The organism is Leisingera sp. JC11, assembly GCF_040704725.1.
GTDB lineage: Bacteria > Pseudomonadota > Alphaproteobacteria > Rhodobacterales > Rhodobacteraceae > Leisingera.
The window spans coordinates 107,226-123,707 of sequence record NZ_JBFCVS010000003.1; the positions used below are offsets into that span (position 1 = coordinate 107,226).

The 16,482-nt window shown below is 62.2% G+C and carries 14 protein-coding genes and 1 pseudogene; 7 read left to right on the plus strand and 8 right to left on the minus strand.

From position 1 onward, the window contains the following. Nucleotides 1-221: 221 nt before the first annotated feature. Genes dapE through rnr form a run of 4 tightly spaced genes read left to right on the plus strand, consistent with a single transcriptional unit; the run spans nt 222 to nt 4,683 of the window. Nucleotides 222-1,367, plus strand: a complete 1,146-nt coding sequence (gene dapE, locus AB1A62_RS04250) for a succinyl-diaminopimelate desuccinylase (RefSeq protein WP_366660167.1) — start codon at nt 222-224, stop codon at nt 1,365-1,367. Then, nucleotides 1,364-1,789: a GNAT family N-acetyltransferase gene (locus AB1A62_RS04255; protein WP_366660168.1), complete on the plus strand. Its 426-nt coding sequence runs from the start codon at nt 1,364-1,366 to the stop codon at nt 1,787-1,789. Before dapE ends, AB1A62_RS04255 begins: the two co-directional genes overlap by 4 nt. Next, nucleotides 1,786-2,358, plus strand: a complete 573-nt coding sequence (locus AB1A62_RS04260) for a TIGR04282 family arsenosugar biosynthesis glycosyltransferase (RefSeq protein WP_366660170.1) — start codon at nt 1,786-1,788, stop codon at nt 2,356-2,358. The genes AB1A62_RS04255 and AB1A62_RS04260 overlap by 4 nt, the downstream gene beginning before the upstream one ends. A 51-nt stretch (nt 2,359-2,409) precedes the next feature. Next, on the plus strand, nt 2,410-4,683 hold the full coding sequence (rnr, locus tag AB1A62_RS04265; RefSeq protein ID WP_366660171.1) for a ribonuclease R: 2,274 nt from the start codon (nt 2,410-2,412) through the stop codon (nt 4,681-4,683). 32 nt (nt 4,684-4,715) lie between these two features. On the opposite strand, the gene AB1A62_RS04270 is transcribed toward rnr, so the two are convergent. Next, nucleotides 4,716-5,138, minus strand: coding sequence for a DUF1801 domain-containing protein (locus AB1A62_RS04270; protein ID WP_366660172.1), 423 nt, complete (start codon nt 5,136-5,138; stop codon nt 4,716-4,718). Then, nucleotides 5,135-5,788 carry a glutathione S-transferase family protein gene (locus AB1A62_RS04275; protein WP_366660173.1) on the minus strand — a complete coding sequence of 218 codons (654 nt, stop codon included), beginning with the start codon at nt 5,786-5,788 and terminating at the stop codon, nt 5,135-5,137. Before AB1A62_RS04275 ends, AB1A62_RS04270 begins: the two co-directional genes overlap by 4 nt. A 133-nt stretch (nt 5,789-5,921) precedes the next feature. Here AB1A62_RS04275 and AB1A62_RS04280 point away from each other — a divergent pair, with 133 nt between their 5' ends. Further along, nucleotides 5,922-6,641, plus strand: a complete 720-nt coding sequence (locus tag AB1A62_RS04280; RefSeq protein WP_366660174.1) for a YafY family protein — start codon at nt 5,922-5,924, stop codon at nt 6,639-6,641. Nucleotides 6,642-6,712: 71 nt separating this feature from the next. After that, nucleotides 6,713-8,041, plus strand: coding sequence for a lytic murein transglycosylase (locus AB1A62_RS04285; RefSeq protein ID WP_366660175.1), 1,329 nt, complete (start codon nt 6,713-6,715; stop codon nt 8,039-8,041). A gap of 96 nt (nt 8,042-8,137) precedes the next feature. Here AB1A62_RS04285 and AB1A62_RS04290 read toward each other — a convergent pair. The 6 genes and pseudogenes from AB1A62_RS04290 to AB1A62_RS04315 all read right to left on the minus strand — a co-directional run. Beyond that, nucleotides 8,138-8,983 (minus strand): annotated as a pseudogene (locus AB1A62_RS04290) (ABC transporter permease); the annotation flags it as partial. Between the two features lie 14 nt (nt 8,984-8,997). Next, the gene (locus AB1A62_RS04295; protein ID WP_366660176.1) at nt 8,998-10,269 is read right to left on the minus strand and encodes an ABC transporter permease; all 1,272 of its coding nucleotides are present in this window, start codon (nt 10,267-10,269) and stop codon (nt 8,998-9,000) included. 90 nt (nt 10,270-10,359) lie between these two features. After that, complete coding sequence (locus AB1A62_RS04300) at nt 10,360-11,460, minus strand: extracellular solute-binding protein (protein WP_366660177.1); 1,101 nt, start codon at nt 11,458-11,460, stop codon at nt 10,360-10,362. An 80-nt stretch (nt 11,461-11,540) separates the two neighbouring features. Then, the gene (locus AB1A62_RS04305; protein WP_366660528.1) at nt 11,541-12,641 is read right to left on the minus strand and encodes an ABC transporter ATP-binding protein; all 1,101 of its coding nucleotides are present in this window, start codon (nt 12,639-12,641) and stop codon (nt 11,541-11,543) included. Between the two features lie 352 nt (nt 12,642-12,993). Further along, on the minus strand, nt 12,994-14,388 hold the full coding sequence (locus AB1A62_RS04310; protein ID WP_366660178.1) for an aspartate aminotransferase family protein: 1,395 nt from the start codon (nt 14,386-14,388) through the stop codon (nt 12,994-12,996). Between the two features lie 66 nt (nt 14,389-14,454). Continuing rightward, complete coding sequence (locus AB1A62_RS04315) at nt 14,455-15,141, minus strand: GntR family transcriptional regulator (protein WP_366660180.1); 687 nt, start codon at nt 15,139-15,141, stop codon at nt 14,455-14,457. A 142-nt stretch (nt 15,142-15,283) separates the two neighbouring features. Between AB1A62_RS04315 and AB1A62_RS04320 the strand changes: the two genes are divergently transcribed. After that, a complete protein-coding gene (locus AB1A62_RS04320) occupies nt 15,284-16,372 on the plus strand; it encodes a polyamine ABC transporter substrate-binding protein (RefSeq protein ID WP_366660182.1) in 1,089 nt (362 codons plus the stop codon). Nucleotides 16,373-16,482 lie beyond the last annotated feature (110 nt).

Genomic DNA, 16,482 nt, shown 5'->3' on the forward strand with positions numbered 1-16,482 from the left:
CCCGTGAGCCTAATGTTAGCGCCCCGCAGCTGCGGCGCTTCTCCTCCCGGGGTTTTCTGCCTGGGGTGTGATGAAATCAAAACTCCGCGCTTCTCGTCAGGCACTTCTCAGCTCCATCCAAAACCGCTGCTTTAAAGCCGCATTTGCGGCAGCCCCAGTGAATTGCGCCGCGTCCTAATCCGCGCTAGGCCTGTGCCAACCGGAACCTGAGGAGCCCGCCGATGCCGCATACCGATCCCGCCCGCCTGACCGCCGATCTGATCCGCTGCCCGTCGGTCACGCCGGAAGAAGGCGGCGCGCTGGTGCTGCTGGAAAAACTGCTGAGCGAGGCTGGTTTCACCTGCACCCGAACCGACCGCGGCGAAGTCTCCAACCTGTTTGCCCGCTGGGGCGCCAAGGGCCACGCCAGAACCTTCGGCTTCAACGGCCACACCGATGTTGTGCCGCTGGGGGATGAGGCCGCCTGGACCATGCCGCCCTTTGGTGCGGAGGAGCAGGACGGCTTCATGTACGGGCGCGGCGCCACCGATATGAAATCGGGGGTTGCGGCCTTTGCCGCGGCTGCCGTGGACTTCGTGCGGGACACACCGCCGGACGGGGCCATCATTCTGACCATCACCGGCGACGAGGAAGGCGACGCAGTGGACGGCACCACAGCGCTGCTGGACTATATGGACCGGGAGGGTGAGCAGATGTCGGTTTGCCTGGTGGGCGAGCCGACCTGCCCCAATGAGATGGGCGAAATGATCAAGATCGGCCGCCGCGGCTCAATGACGGCATGGTTCACGGTGACCGGCGTGCAGGGACATTCAGCATATCCCCACCGCGCCAATAATCCGCTGAACGCAATGGCGCGGCTGATGGACCGGCTGGCGAGCCATGAGCTGGACCAGGGGACCGAGCATTTCGATGCATCCACCCTGGCCGTTGTCACCATCGATACCGGAAACGCAGCAACCAACGTGATCCCGGCTCAGGCCACCTCTGCCGTCAACATCCGCTTCAACGACACCCATTCCGGCGCCAGCCTGACGGATTGGCTGCAGGGCGAGGCGGACAAAGTGGCCGCGGAATTTGACGTGAAGATCGGTATGAAGGTGAAAATCTCCGGCGAGAGTTTCATCACCCCGCCGGGGCCGCTGTCTGATCTGGTGTCAGCAGCAGTTGAAGCAGAGACCGGCCGCAAGCCGGAGCTGTCGACAACGGGCGGTACATCGGATGCGCGTTTCGTGAAAAACCACTGCCCGGTGGTGGAGTTCGGCCTGGTGGGCAAGACGATGCATCAGGTGGACGAACGGGTCGAGGTCGCTCAGATCCACCAGCTGAAAGCCATCTATTCCCGCATTCTGCAGGACTATTTCGCATGAGCCTGAACATTTCGCTCACCAAGGATTTGGAGACCTGCTTAGCCTTGCGCCACCGGGTGTTTGTCGAGGAACAAGGCGTGCCGCTGGAGGAGGAACAGGATGCGCTGGACGCCACTGCCACCCATCTTCTGGCGTTACAGGACGGTGTCCCTGTGGGCACGGCACGGATTGTGTTCAAAGGTGATACCGCCAAGATCGGCCGGGTTTGCGTGCTGCCCTCCACCCGCGGCACCGGGCTGGGTGCCAAGCTGATCGAGGCGGCCGTGGGAACAGCGCAGGCCATCCCCGGCATTGCCAGGGCGAAATTGGGCGCACAGCTGCACGCCGTCGGGTTTTACGAGAAGCTCGGCTTCACCGCCTTTGGCCCGGTCTATGACGATGCGGGTATCGACCACCGGGACATGGTACGCGATTTCACGTGAAACGCACCCTGATCATCATGGTCAAGGAACCGCGCCCGGGCCGGGTCAAAACCCGGCTGGGACGGGATATCGGTGTGATCCCCGCCACCTGGTGGTTCCGGCATCAGTCCGCCCGGCTAATCCGGTCCCTGCGGGACCCGCGCTGGCAGATTGTGCTGGCTGTCGCGCCGGACAATGCGATGAGTTCCAAATACTGGCCAGCGGACCTGGCACGCCTGCCTCAGGGCAATGGCGATCTTGGAGAGCGGATGAAACGGATGCTTCAATCCGTGACCGGTCCAGCCTGCCTCATCGGCGCCGACATCCCCGGTATCACCCGGGCCCATATCGCCCGCGCCTTTGCAGCTCTTGGCGATCACGATGCGGTGTTCGGGCCGGCAGAGGACGGCGGCTATTGGCTGGTCGGCGCCAAACATCCCTCCCGCCTGCCGCTGGACATGTTCGAGAACGTCCGCTGGTCAACTGAACACGCCCTTGCCGACACGCTGCAAACCCTGCCCGGCTGGCGCATAGCGCTGACCGATACCCTGCGGGATGTCGACACTGCCGCGGATCTGCCGCGGCGCTAGCGCTTCGCTTTTCATCATGACGCCGCTCTCGCGCCATGCTACGCGGGAAGTATGAGCCGTATTCCCTCCAAGGCCGAAATCCTCGACTGGATCTCCGCCAACCCGACCCATACCTCCAAGCGCGACATCGCCAAGGCCTTTGGCATCAAGGGCGCCGACCGCATCGACCTCAAGCGCATCCTCAAGGAGCTGGAGGCCGAAGGGCATTTGCAGAAGCGCAAGAAGACCTACCGCGACCCGGACCAGCTGCCGCCGGTGACAGTGCTGCAGGTCAAGGCGCCGAACGAGGATGGCGACCTGTACGGGCGGCCGCTCGAGTGGCATGGCGAGGGCGTGGAACCCATCATCCTGATCCTGACCAAGTCTTCGGACCCGGCACTGGGAGAGGGCGACAAGATCCTGGTGAAGCTGCAGATGGTCCCGGATCAGGATCACAATTACGAGGCGCGCCTGATCCGCCGGATCGGAACAAACCCCAAGCGGGTGCTGGGCATCTTCCGCAAAGGATCCGAGGGCGGGCGGATCGTGCCGATCGACAAGGCCGCGTCGAATGAGTGGACGGTGGCGCCGGACGCGGTGAACGGCGCCCGCGATGGCGAACTGGTCGAAGCCGAACAGGCCGGCCCCAAGGGCCGCATGGGCCTGCCGCGCGCCCGTATCGTGGAGCGGCTGGGCGACCCGACGGCGCCCAAAGCGGTGTCGCTGATCGCCATTCACCAGCACGGCATTCCCGACCATTTCCCCGATCCTGTGATGGCAGAGGCCGATGCCGCCAAGCCGGTGGGCCTGAAGGGCCGCGAGGACCTGCGCGAACTGCCGCTGGTCACCATTGATCCGGCAGACGCGCGCGACCATGACGACGCCTGTTATGCCCACGCCGACGATGATCCCAAAAACCCGGGCGGTCATGTGATCTGGGTGGCAATTGCCGATGTCGCCGCCTATGTGCGCCCCGGCTCGGCGCTGGACCGCGAGGCGAAGAAGCGCGGCAACTCCAGCTATTTCCCCGACCGCGTGGTGCCGATGCTGCCGGACCGGCTGTCGGGTGACCTGTGCAGCCTGCACGAGGGTGTGCCGCGGGCCTGTATCGCGGTGCGGATGCAGGTGGATGCAGAAGGCAACAAGATTGCCCACACATTCGTGCGCGGCCTGATGCAGTCCGTGGCATCGCTCAATTACGCCGAGGTCCAGGAGGCGCAGGACGGCAATCCGAACGACAAGACCGCGCCGCTGCTGGATGATGTGATCAAGCCGCTTTTTGCCGCATATAAGGCTCTAACAAGGGCGAGAGCCGCGCGGGAGCCGCTGGATCTGGACCTGCCCGAGCGCAAGATCGTGCTGGATGACGACGGCCATGTCACTTCGGTCGCCTTCCGCGACCGGCTGGACGCGCATAAGCTGATCGAGGAGTTCATGATCCTCGCCAATGTCTCTGCGGCTGAAACGCTGATCAAGAAGCGTTCGCCCTTGCTGTTCCGGGTGCATGAAGAGCCGGCGCAGGAGAAGCTGGAAGCGCTGCGGGAAACCGCGCAGGCAGCGGGCCTCAGCCTTGCCAAGGGGCAGGTGCTGCAGACCCGGCATCTGAATGCGCTCTTGAACCAGGCCGCTGGGACAGACGATGCAGAACTGATCAACATCTCCACCCTGCGCTCAATGCAGCAGGCCTATTACAACCCGGAGAACTTCGGGCATTTCGGACTGGCGCTCAGGAACTACGCGCATTTCACCTCGCCGATCCGCCGTTATGCCGACCTGATCGTGCACCGGTCGCTGATCTCCTCGCACGGCTGGGGGGATGACGGGCTGGATGAGGCCCAGATCGAGCGGCTGGAAGATACAGCCACCCATATCTCGGATACCGAGCGGCGCTCGATGATTGCGGAGCGGGACACAACGGACCGTTACCTGGCCTCCTATCTCAGCGAACGGGTCGGTAATGAGTTCGAAGGCCGGATCAGCGGCATTGCCCGCTTCGGCGCCTTTGTGAAGCTGGACGAAACCGGCGCCGACGGGCTGGTTCCCGTGAGGTCCATCGGGCGGGAGTTCTTCCATTTCGATGCCCAGGCCGGGACGCTGACCGGGGCGGACACCGGCATGACCCTGACCATCGGACAGCGGGTGACGGTGCGGCTGACCCAAGCCGCACCTGTCACCGGCGGGCTGGAGCTGGAGCTGCTGGCGCTGGACGAAGTGCCGATGCCCGCTGGCGGAGGCCCGCGCGGCCGCCGCAGCCCGGCTGGCCGGACAGTGAAACGCAAGGCAGCTAAATCCAAGCACAAGGCCGCCAAAGTGAAGCGCAAAGTGGAGCGCAAGCGGCGCAAATAGAGTCTGTCGCGATAGGGCAGACCTGATCGAGCCTACGCCGGGATATCCAGCGGTGCGCGGATCTTGTAAGTAAGCGCCCGTTTGATAAGCCAGCCATGGCGGAGCGGCTCCACATCCTGCGGGTCGTTGAACAGCACCGCACGGGTGCCTTCGAACCGGTCCCAGGCCGGGAAGGCCGCGGCAAACTCCGGGATCAGGCGGCTTTGGCACTGCACAAAGAGCGCAAAGCGCGCGCCCTTCGGCACCCCCAGCCGGATGGTGGAACCCGTCTTGGTCTCAGGCGTGACGTAGGCAGGCTGACCCCAGCGCAGAACTTCCTCCACCCGCCCGGCTTCCGGTGTTTCAGCGGCGGTATCAAAAATCAGCTGCCGGAACCGCAGCAGCCCTTCCCGCGCCAGCGGGTCAGAGACCGCAAAGGCGGCCTCGACCTCCGGGGTGGCAAAGGCAGGTTTCATGGCAGGGGCACCGTTTCGAAGACACGGCTCAGATAAGCACACAGAATCTTGTCATCACGCAAGCGTTTGCTGACCACCGAACCATCAGAGGTGTGCAGCATGGAGATCAGAAACGGCGCAACGCTCAAATCCGCTGATGTGATCCGTTCCCCCATCAGGAACGCGCGTTCACTGGCAAGCGCGGCGATGGGTTCCAGGTCCTGCTCCAGCCGGTGCATCCGCTCCGCTTCGGTAAAACGGGCGACGCCCTGCCAGTGGAGCCCGGCCTGGATTTCCCTCCTGACCGGGGCGCTGATCTCATCGCGCATGGGTTCGGGAACCGGCTGAAAGATCTGATCCCGAACTTCGGGCCAGACCGCATCGTCATTCCAGCGCATCTGCAGCAAGTGCAGGCCAAGGTGGTATTCCGCCAGCCGGACCCAGGCGCGGGCGTGGGCGCGAGCTGCAGAATCCTGATCTGCGTCAAAATCGGCACCCTGCCCTTCCAGCCAGTCGCGGATGCAGTCGCTGTCGGCGATCCGGCCGTCCGGGGTTTCCAGGACCGGCAGCTTCCGGTGCGGCATTTCGGTGGGATCCAGCATGTCGCTGCGCTGCCAGGGCTGGCCGGACAGCTCCAGCATCATTGCGGATTTGATGCAGAAGGGACTCATGCTGAACAAACCAAAACCGGTGGGGTATGTGAGGAGGGAAAGCATGCCTGAAATCCTGTTCGTTGCGTTTACAGGCCTTTCTCTAAACCTCTCTGATGACAATTAGTGTCACTAGAGCATAGGATGATCAGGCATGTCCCGAACCCACCGCCTCTTTCAGCTGATGCAGGCCCTGCGCCTGGGGCCCGGCCCGCATACTGCGGCACGGCTGGGGGAGGAACTGGGCGTGTCGGCCCGCAGTATCCACCGCGATATCGCCACCCTGCGCGAGATGGGGGCGGTGATCGACGGCGAGGCGGGATACGGCTTTACCCTGATCGAGGATAATGCGCTGCCGCCGATGGGCTTCCGCGACACCGAGCTGGAGGCGCTGGTGCTGGGCCTGCGCGAGGTGGAACTGATCGGCGACCCGGAGCTGGCCACTGCAGCCTCTGAAGCCCTGCGCAAGCTGCAGGCGCGGCTGCCGCCGAGGCAGGCGCACCGGCTGCGCCATGCGGTGCTGGCGCCCTACCGGTTCGAACACCCGATACCGCCCGCGATTTCCGCACAGGACCTGCGGCAGGCGACCTGGGACGAGGTCGAGGTACGCTTCGGCTACACTGACGGGTACGGCGCAATGACCGAGCGACAGGTGAAACCACTGAGCGTGGTTTATTTTGACCGCTCGACCGTGCTGATCGCCTGGTGCTGCCTGCGCAACGCCGTGCGGGTGTTCCGGCTGGACCGGATGCGCGGGCTGGAGGTGACGGAGCAGAGCTTCCGGCCGCACCGGGTGCCCATGCTGCGGGACGCCCTGGAACAGATGCGCCAGGAGCACCGGCAAGAGCACCGGCAGGCGGCCCCCCGCACATGATCTGACTGGCCTCTTTACCCGGACCGCACTGCCGTTAGACTGGAACTGAGCAGTGAATAACGAGGTGCATCATGCGCAAATGGGTTGCGGTATCGCTGGTGGCAGGCAGTGCGATGGCGGCAGAGGCCGCACCGGACAACTCCCAGAGGCCCGCTGGACGGCCCGAGTCCACCAGTCAAGAGGGGCAAGGCGAAAGCTATCAGCTGGCTTCGGCGACATCCTTGAGGCCAGTAGCAAGGCCGGTTTCGATTCAGGGGGCCGCGGTGGAACAGGCAGCGGCTGAGGTGAATTTCAGCGGCTGGATCTCAGCGTTCAAGGATCGCGCAATGGCGCAGGGGATCAGCGCCTCTGTGCTGGACAGTGCATTTCACGGGGTGAGCTACGATCCCGAAGTGATCCGGCGCGACCGCAACCAATCGGAGTTTACCAAGACGATCTGGGATTACCTGGACAGCGCCGCCTCGGAGCTGCGTGTGAAGAACGGCAAGGCGGCGCTGCGCAACCAGCAGGCACGTCTGGATCAGATCGAAGCCGAATACGGTGTCGAGAAAGAGATCGTGGTCGCGATCTGGGGGCTGGAAAGCAGCTTTGGCACCTTCCGCGGCAAGATGGATGTGATCCGCTCCCTGGCGACGCTGGCTTTTGACGGGCGGCGCGGCGCATTCTTTGAGGGGCAGCTGGTTGCCGCGCTGAAGATCCTGCAGGCGGGTGATGTCGCCGCCCGCAAGATGACCGGCAGCTGGGCCGGGGCAATGGGGCATACGCAGTTCATTCCGACATCATACCTGGACTACGCGGTGGATTTCACAGGCGACGGCAAGCGGGATATCTGGTCGGACAACCCGGCTGATGCGCTGGCGTCTACTGCCGCGTATCTGAAGCAGTTCGGCTGGGTGAAAGGTCAGCCTTGGGGGGTGGAAGTGGCCCTGCCCAAGGGGTTTGATTACACCCTGGCTGATCGCGACATCGAGAAATCGCCGGCAGAATGGGCAGCGCTCGGCATCAAGGGGCTGGATGGACGTGCGGTGAAGGATCATGGGCCTGCCTCAATCCTGCTGCCTGCGGGCAGCGAGGGCGCGGCCTTCATGATATTCAAAAACTTCGCTGTGCTGGAACGCTACAACACAGCGGATGCCTATGTGATCGGGGTCGGGCATCTGGCGGACCGGATCAAGGGCGGTTCGCCGATCAAGGCGAATTGGCCGCGCGGTGACCGGGCGCTGACGTTGTCCGAACGGGAGGAGATGCAAGAGCGGTTGACCAGCGCCGGGTTCGACACCGACGGTATCGACGGCAAGATCGGGCCCAAAACTATCGGGGCGGTGCGCGCCTATCAGGTGGCAAACGGACTGACACCGGATGGCTATGCTTCCTTACGGCTGCTGCAGCGGCTGCGGTAACACGAGCTGGAAGAGGCCAGCCCCCTCTTGGCCCGATGAACAAGAAAAAGGCCCCACAGCGCGGGGCCTTTCTGTTTCCGGCAGTGGTGGCGCGGATTAACTGGGAGACATCCCGCGCAGGCGCTCGGAGCGGCGGCGCAGCATTTCGACCGTGGCCAGCAGCATGATGGAGATTGCAACCAGGATCGTCGCCACCGCCAGGATGGTCGGCGAGATCTGCTCGCGCAGGCCGATGAACATCTGCCAGGGCAGCGTTTTCTGCCCGGCCGAGCCGACAAACAGCACCACAACCACTTCGTCGAAGGACGTGATGAAGGCAAACAGACCACCCGAGATCACCCCCGGCAGGATCAGCGGCATCTGCACCCGGAAGAAGGTGGTCACCGGATCAGCGCCCATGTTGGCCGCGGCGCGGGTCAGCGAGCGGTCAAAGCCCACCAGCGTCGCCGTCACCGTGATGATCACGAAGGGGATGCCGAGAGCGGCATGCGCCAGAACCACGCCGATGTAGGTCCCCTGCAGGCCGATGCGGCTGTAGAAGAAGTACATGCCGGCCGCGGAGATGATCAGGGGCACGATCATCGGCGAGATCAGGATCGCCATGATCGCCCGGCGGAACGGCACATGCGGCTGGCTGAGGCCGATGGCGGCCAGCGTGCCGAAGGTGACCGAGACGATAGTAGCCATCGGCGCGATCTTGAGCGAGTTCCACATCGCAGACTGCCAGGAGTCATTGTTGAAGAAATCGCGGTAGTGCTTCAGCGAATAGCCTTCCGGATCCAGCCGCAGCATTTCCGGCGTGAAGGTGAAGAAGTCCTGCGCATTGAAGCTGAGCGGGATAATCACCACGATCGGTGCGATCAGGAAGAAGAAGACCAGACCGCAGATCACCCGGAAAGTGTAGTGCCAGGTGCGCTGGCCAACGGTCGCATAAGGAGGAAGTGCGCTCATATCGGTTATCCCAGCTTAACGTTGTCGATGCCGACGACCTTGTCGTAGACCCAGTAGAGGAGCAGGACGACCGCCAGAAGGATTGCACCCAGCGCCGCACCCAGGCCCCAGTTGCCGGAGGTCGAGATGTGGTAGGCAATCAGGTTGGAGATGAAGGTGCCTTTGGTGCCGCCGACCAGGGCCGGGGTGATGTAGTAGCCCACAGCCAGGATGAAGACGAGGATCGAGCCTGCGCCGATGCCCGGCACGGTTTGCGGGAAATAGACCCGCCAGAACGCCGTCCAGTCGGTTGCCCCCAGCGATTTGGCAGCGCGCAGGTAGGACGGGTTGATGGTCTGCATGACCGAGTACATCGGCAGGATCATGAACGGCAGCAGAATGTGAGTCATTGCGATAATGGTGCCGAGCTCATTGTTGATAAGCACCAGCCGGTTGGCATCATCCACAATGCCGATCCAGACCAGCGTATCGTTGATCACGCCCTGCTGCTGCAGCAGAATTTTCCAGGCGGAGGTCCGCACCAGGAGAGAGGTCCAGAATGGCAGCAGCACCAGGATCAGCAGCAGATTCGCCTTCCGAGCCGGCAGGTTGGCCAGAATCCACGCCACAGGGTAGCCCAGCAGGATGCAGCTGAAGGTGATGATCAGGGACATCCGCATGGTGCGGATCAGCATGGTGTTGTAGATCCGCTCGTTCTCGGGCCGGATTTCCGGGCCTTCCGCGCCCAGCTGCATATCGACGGCGTTCAGGAAGTAGCCGGAAGTTACGGAGCCGGAATAGGTCTTGATGGTGCGCCACAGCTCAATGTCGCCCCAGCCGTCGTCGATGTCGATCAGCTTTTCACGGAACGGCCCGTCTGCAGCGAGATCCCATTTGCTCACCTTGCGGCCCGACTTGCGGAACACAGACGACAGGCCTGGGTTTTCATAGTTCAGGCGCTTGGCGACCTTGGTGTGGGTTTTCTCCCTGGCTGCGATCTGGAGATCAGCGGCCATGGCGGCAAACACTGCCTCCTCAGGCAGCTGCCCCGACGCAGGATCCCAGTCCGCCAGCGCTTCGACCGTTTGGGGCAGTGTGTCCTGGACGATCCGGTTCTCCACCGAGCGGAACAGCATGTCAGCCACCGGCAGGATGAAGGTCACAAGGATGAACAGCAGGAGCGGTGCAATCAGCATCAGGGCGCGCAGTTTCTGCATGCGCAGCGCCCGCGCCAGGCTCCGCTTCAGCGGTGTGCCGTCCGCAGCCAGCACTGGGCCGGATTGGCTTATGTCAGTCATGGGGTTCCCCGTCGGGTCTTTTATCTTGTGGGGCGGGGGCCTGCACTCAGGCGGCCCCCGCCAGGCCTTTCGCGTCAAGGAAAGGTCAGATTACTTGGCCAGCCATGCCTGGAACTTGGCGTCCAGATCATCGCGGTTGTCTGCCCACCATTCGTAGTCATAGACATGCACGTTGCCGGCGTTGGCCGGATCGGTCGGCATGTGCGGTGCCATCTCGATGCCCAGTTCGGCATGCTTGCCAACCAGCGGCGCCGAGGAGGCACGTGCCGGGCCGTAGGAAATATAGGCGGCCTGGTCTGCCAGACGCTGGGTGTCGGTGGCGAACTTCAGGAAGTCCATCACACGGGCCTTGCGGTCCGCAGGCAGGCCTGCCGGAACAACCCAGCCGTCGAGGTCAAAGGACTGCATGTCCCAGAGCATGCCGATCGGCTGGCCCTGTTCGGCGATTGCGGAGAACAGGCGGCCGTTGAAGGTCGAGCCCATCACCACTTCGCCGTCTGCCAGCAGCTGCGGTGTTTCCGCGCCTGCGGTCCACCAGACCACCTGGTCCTTGATGGTGTCGAGCTTGGCCAGAGCTTGCGCCACACCTTCGTCGGTGCCCAGCACGTCGTAGATCTCATCCTTGGCCACGCCGTCGCAGTAGAGTGCCCACTCCATGTTGTCGATCGGACGCTTCTGCAGCGAGCGCTTGCCCGGGTATTTCTCGGTGTCGAAGATCGCGCAAACCGAGTCCGGCTGGTCGATCAGGTCGGTGCGGTAGCCGAAGGTGGTCGAGTAAACGATCTGCGGCACAAAACAGTCGCTGACGATCAGGTCGCCGAAATCTTCGGAGGCCGAAGTTCCATCGGGTGCGGCAGCCAGATCTTCATCATGGTTGATTTCTTCCGCCAGGCCTTCGTCGCAAAGACGCATGGAGTCGGACGCCACAACGTCGACCAGATCCCAGGTCACGTTGCCGGCTTCGTTCATGGCACGGATCTTGGCCACGGCCTCAGCCGAGCTTTCGTCCCAAACAACTTTCACGTCGGGGTTGGCGGCCAGATAGGGCTCAACATAGGCCTTGTGCTGGCTGGTCTGATAGGCACCGCCCCAGGACACCAGAGTCAGCTCATTGGCCATTTCCTCGGCAAAGGCCGAAGGGGCGCAAAGGGCGGTGGTCATCGCCAGTGCAGACAGTTTGCTGAGTTTCATAGAGAGTCTCTCCTTGTTGAAATTCACAGATGTGAGATTCCCCCCGGTCGTTCTTCTGCCGGGGGTTCGACGCGCGCGGATCAGGCGTCCAGCGCGCGGCAGTCTTCCGGCAGCCAGCCGATTTCGATCTGCTGACCGGGCTGAAGACGGACCTGGTCCGGGGCGTTCCGGGTCTTGATGATGAACTCATCGTTGCCGGCCACCCGCAGACGGGTGCGGAAGATGTCGCCCATGTAGATGAACTCCAGCACTTCCGCCTTGAGCGTATGAACCCCTGCCTGCAGGCGGTCCTTGTTGTATTCCACCCGTTCGGGGCGGATCGACACGCGGGTGCGCTCGCCGGGCTTCGAGACGTTGACCGGTTTACAGTCGATCAGCTCGCCATCGTCCAGCTGCACCAGCGCGATACCGTTGTTGATTTCCTTGACAGTGCCTTCCAGCGTGTTGTTTTCGCCGATGAATTGAGCCACAAAGCTGTTTTCCGGGCTTTCATAGAGCTGGTCCGGCGGCGCGATCTGCTGGATGCGGCCGTCGTCAAACACCGCAACGCGGTCCGACATAGTCAGCGCCTCGGTCTGGTCGTGGGTCACATAAACCACGGTGATCCCCAGACGGTGGGCCAGATGGGTGATCTCGAACTGCATCTTCTCGCGCAGCTGCTTGTCGAGCGCGCCGAGCGGTTCGTCCATCAGAACCAGCTCGGGTTCGAACACCAGCGCGCGGGCCAAGGCGATCCGCTGCTGCTGGCCGCCCGAAAGCTGCGCCGGGCGGCGGCCGCCGAAGGCGCCCATTTCCACCATGTCCAGCGCCCGCTTCACCTTTTCCTCGCGCTCGGATTTGCCCATCTTGCGGACTTCCAGCGGGAAGGAGAGGTTTTCCGCAATCGTCATGTGCGGAAACAGCGCGTAGTTCTGGAACACCATGCCGATGCCGCGCTTGTGCGGCGGAATGTTGTTGATCGATGTCCCGTCCAGGCGGATATCGCCGTGGGTCGCGGTTTCGAAACCAGCCAGCATCATCAGACAGGTGGTTTTCCCGGACCCTGACGGGCCAAGCATGGTCAGAAATTCACCTTTGGGCATGGTGAGGTTGAGATCTTTGACAACGAGATTTTCGCCATCATAGCTCTTTTGGACACGTTCGAATTCAACGAACGCATCGACGTTTGACGCATCAGCCAAAGCAGGCTCCCCGTAGTTTGTCATTCCGGCAGATTTGCTCTGCACTTATTTGAAGTTAATCACACCAACGCTATCAAGCGCTAGATATGAAAAAAATATTCTTTCACCGTTGAGCTTACGAAATTCATACTTCGGACTTCATCCAGCGGAATAGAATACCCTAGCGGAACCCTAGTCCCGTTCCGCACCCTTTGATCGGACTTTTTGCGACGCCCTTATGACACTTTGCGCCCCGAAATGAGAATTTCCGGTCAAAAACCGACTCTTTCACCCCCAGAACCGAAGAAAAAAGCCCGGCAATATTATTGCCGGGCCTTACTGAGTCGCCCTATTGCAGGACAGGGAAATGGCATCAAGCGCTGTGCAGCAGGTCCTGTTTTTTCAGTTCCGCGTAGCACTCATCCAGCGACTTCACGGCACGTTCGATCAGCACGTCGATCTGCTCCGGCGTGATCACCAGCGGCGGCGAGATGATCATCCGGTCGCCGACATGACGCATCACCAGATTGTTGGCAAAACAGCGCTCGCGGCAAATGTAGCCGACGGTGCCTGCATCAGATGCAAACGCGGCGCGGGTTTCCTTGTTCGGAGTCAGCGCAATCGAGCCCATCATGCCGACGATCTTGGCCTCGCCCACCAGCGGGTGATCGGTCAGCGCCTCCCATTTCTTTTTCAGATACGGGGCCGCCACATCGCGCACATGACCCAGGATGTTCTCCTCCTCCAGGATGCGCAGGTTCTCCAGCGCCACAGCCGCCGCCACCGGGTGGCCGGAGTAGGTGTAACCGTGGTTAAACTCGTCGCTCGCAATCACCGAAGCAATCTCATCGCTGACAATCGAGCCGCCGATCGGCGCGTAGCCGGAGCTGAGGCCCTTGGCAATGGTCATGATGTCGGGGCGGATATTCAGTGTTTCGCTGCCGAACCAGTTGCCGGTGCGCCCGAAGCCGCAGATCACCTCGTCCGCGATCAGCAGGATTTCATACTTGTCGCAGATGCGCTGGATTTCCGGCCAGTAGCTGTCCGGCGCCACGATCACGCCGCCGGCACCCTGCACCGGCTCGGCGATGAAGGCCGCCACGCGGTCCTCGCCCAGCTCCAGGATCGCCTCTTCCAGCTCGCGCGCGCACTGCAGGCCGAAGTCCTCCGGCGGCATGTCGCCGCCTTCGGCCCACCAGTTGGGCTGATTGATATGGTGGATATCCGGGATCGGCATGCCGCCCTGGGCGTGCATGCCGCTCATGCCCCCCAGGGAGCCGCTGCCGACAGAAGAGCCGTGATAGGCATTCTTGCGGCTGATGATGACGGATTTCGACGGCTTGCCCTTCAGCGCCCAGTAATGGCGCACCATTCGGATGTTGGTGTCATTGGCCTCGGAACCGGAGCCGGCAAAGAACACATTGTTCAGGTCGCCCGGCGCCAGCTCGGCGATCTTGGCAGCCAGCGCGATGGCCGGCACATGTGTGGTCTGGAAGAAGGTATTGTAATAGGGCAGCTCGCGCATCTGGCGGGCGGCCACTTCGGCCAATTCCTCGCGGCCATAGCCGATATTCACGCACCACAGGCCCGCCATTGCATCAAGGATCTGATGGCCTTCGCTGTCGGTCAGATGCACGCCGTCGGCGCGGGTGATGATACGCGCGCCCTTCTGCGACAGCTCGCCATTGGCGGTGAACGGATGCATGTGGTGGGCGGCGTCCAGCGCCTGCAGCTCGGCCGTCGGCATGTGGTTGGTGATCACGGTCATGAGACTCGCTCCTGAGAATAACTGATTGGCACCAGAATATGATCAAATTCCCAGGTGTCAATCGAATCAGTTAGCGGCCCGCAGACCCTGAACCACATGCTCCATGCCCTCAAAGACGTCCCGCTCCATCGCCAAAGCGGCCATTTCCGGATCCTGCCGCCGCAGCGCATCGAGGATGTCCTTGTGCCGGTCCGGAAAGCTCTGGGTGCCAAGCCGACCGCTGACCACCCGCAGCGAGGGCCCAAAGCGCAGCCACAGACGGTCGGCAATGTCGCTCAGAATCGGCGCATTGGCGTGGGAGTAAAGCGCAGTGTGGAAGCTGTAGTTCTGCACCAGATAGCCTGCGACATCACCGGTGGCGATCGCCTTGTCCAGCGCGTTGTCAATGGCCACCAGCTCCTCTATATCCGCCGCGCCAATCTGTAGCGTGGCCCGGCGAGCAAGCTCACACTCTATTGTTTTTCTTGCGAAAATCAACTCTTCCAGATCCTGGGGGCCCAGCAAGGGAACCGATACCCTGCGGTTGCCCTGGAACATCAGCGCCCCATCGGAAATCAGCCGCCGGATCGCCTCGCGCACCGGCGTCATGCCGGCCTCCAGCGTCTCGACCAGACCTTGGATTGTCACCGCCTGCCCGGGCACCAGTTCGCCGAACAAAATCTGCGCTCTCAGCTTCTGGTAAACGATCTCATGCGCGGGCAGTTTCGCCGGGCTTTCCTGCGCCGCTGCGGGGGGCGAAGTGGTCTCTGTCACCTGGGGGTTTCCTCCTCGATTTTGGCCAGCTTGCACCATCCTGAGCCAAGTGAAAACATAAAGAGTATTGCCGAACGCGGCAAAACTTGATCAAATCTATTTACAGCCGGACCCCGAAGCCGGCACGCACAGGGAGAAATTCATGACACTTAAAACGATGACCATGACCGCCGTCGTTGCCCTTGGCACGGCAGCCGCCGCCTCGGCGGAAGAGGTGCGCGTCTACAACTGGTCGGACTATATCGACGAAGGCCTGCTGGAGAAGTTCGAAAAGGAAACCGGCATCGACCTGATCTATGACGTCTTCGACAGCAACGAGGTTCTGGAGACCAAGATGCTGGCAGGCGGCTCGGGCTATGATGTGGTGGTGCCGACCGGCTCCTTCATGGCGCGCCAGATCCAGGCCGGCGCCTTCCAGAAGCTGGACCCGTCGAAGCTGCCGAACAAAGGGAATATGTGGGACGCGATCGAGGAGCGCACCGCGAAGTATGACCCCGGCAATGAATACTCCATCAACTACATGTGGGGCACCACCGGCATCGGCGTGAACGTTGCCAAGGTGAAAGAAGTTCTGGGCGAGGATGCCCCGATCGACTCGCTGGAGCTGGTGTTCAACCCGGCCAATATGGAAAAGCTTGCGAGCTGCGGCGTGCACTTCCTCGACGCCCCCGATGAGATGATTCCCGCCGCGCTCAAATACATCGGCGAAGACCCCAACAGCATGGATGCCGATGTTGTTCAAAAGGCTGAACCGGTGCTGATGGGCGTGCGCCCCTACATCACCAAGTTCCACAGCTCCGAGTATATCAACGCCTTGGCCAATGGCGATATTTGCGTGGCCTTCGGCTGGTCCGGTGACATTCTGCAGGCGCGCGACCGTGCGGCCGAAGCGGGCAACGACGTCGAGATCGAATACAACGCGCCCAAGGAAGGCGCGCTGATGTGGTTCGACCAGATGACCATTCCTGTCGATGCCCCGAACCCGGAAGGTGCCCATAAATTCCTGAATTTCATCATGGATCCGGAAAACATGGCGGCCGCGTCCAACTATGTCTACTACGCCAACGGCAACAAGGCCTCGCAGGAATTCCTGGAAGAGGATGTGATCGGCGATCCCGCGATCTATCCCAACGAAGAGACCGTCAAGAACCTGTACATCAAGGAAGGCTACCCGCCGAAAGTACAGCGCACCGCCACCCGCATGTGGACTAAGATCAAGTCCGGCACCTGATCAGCCGTGCCTGACTTGCGGGGCGCAATGCCGCCCCGCTCCTCCCAACGCGCCTGGGTGCTCCACGCGCGGCCATCCCAAACATCCCCGCGACACTTCGCAGAAGAGGC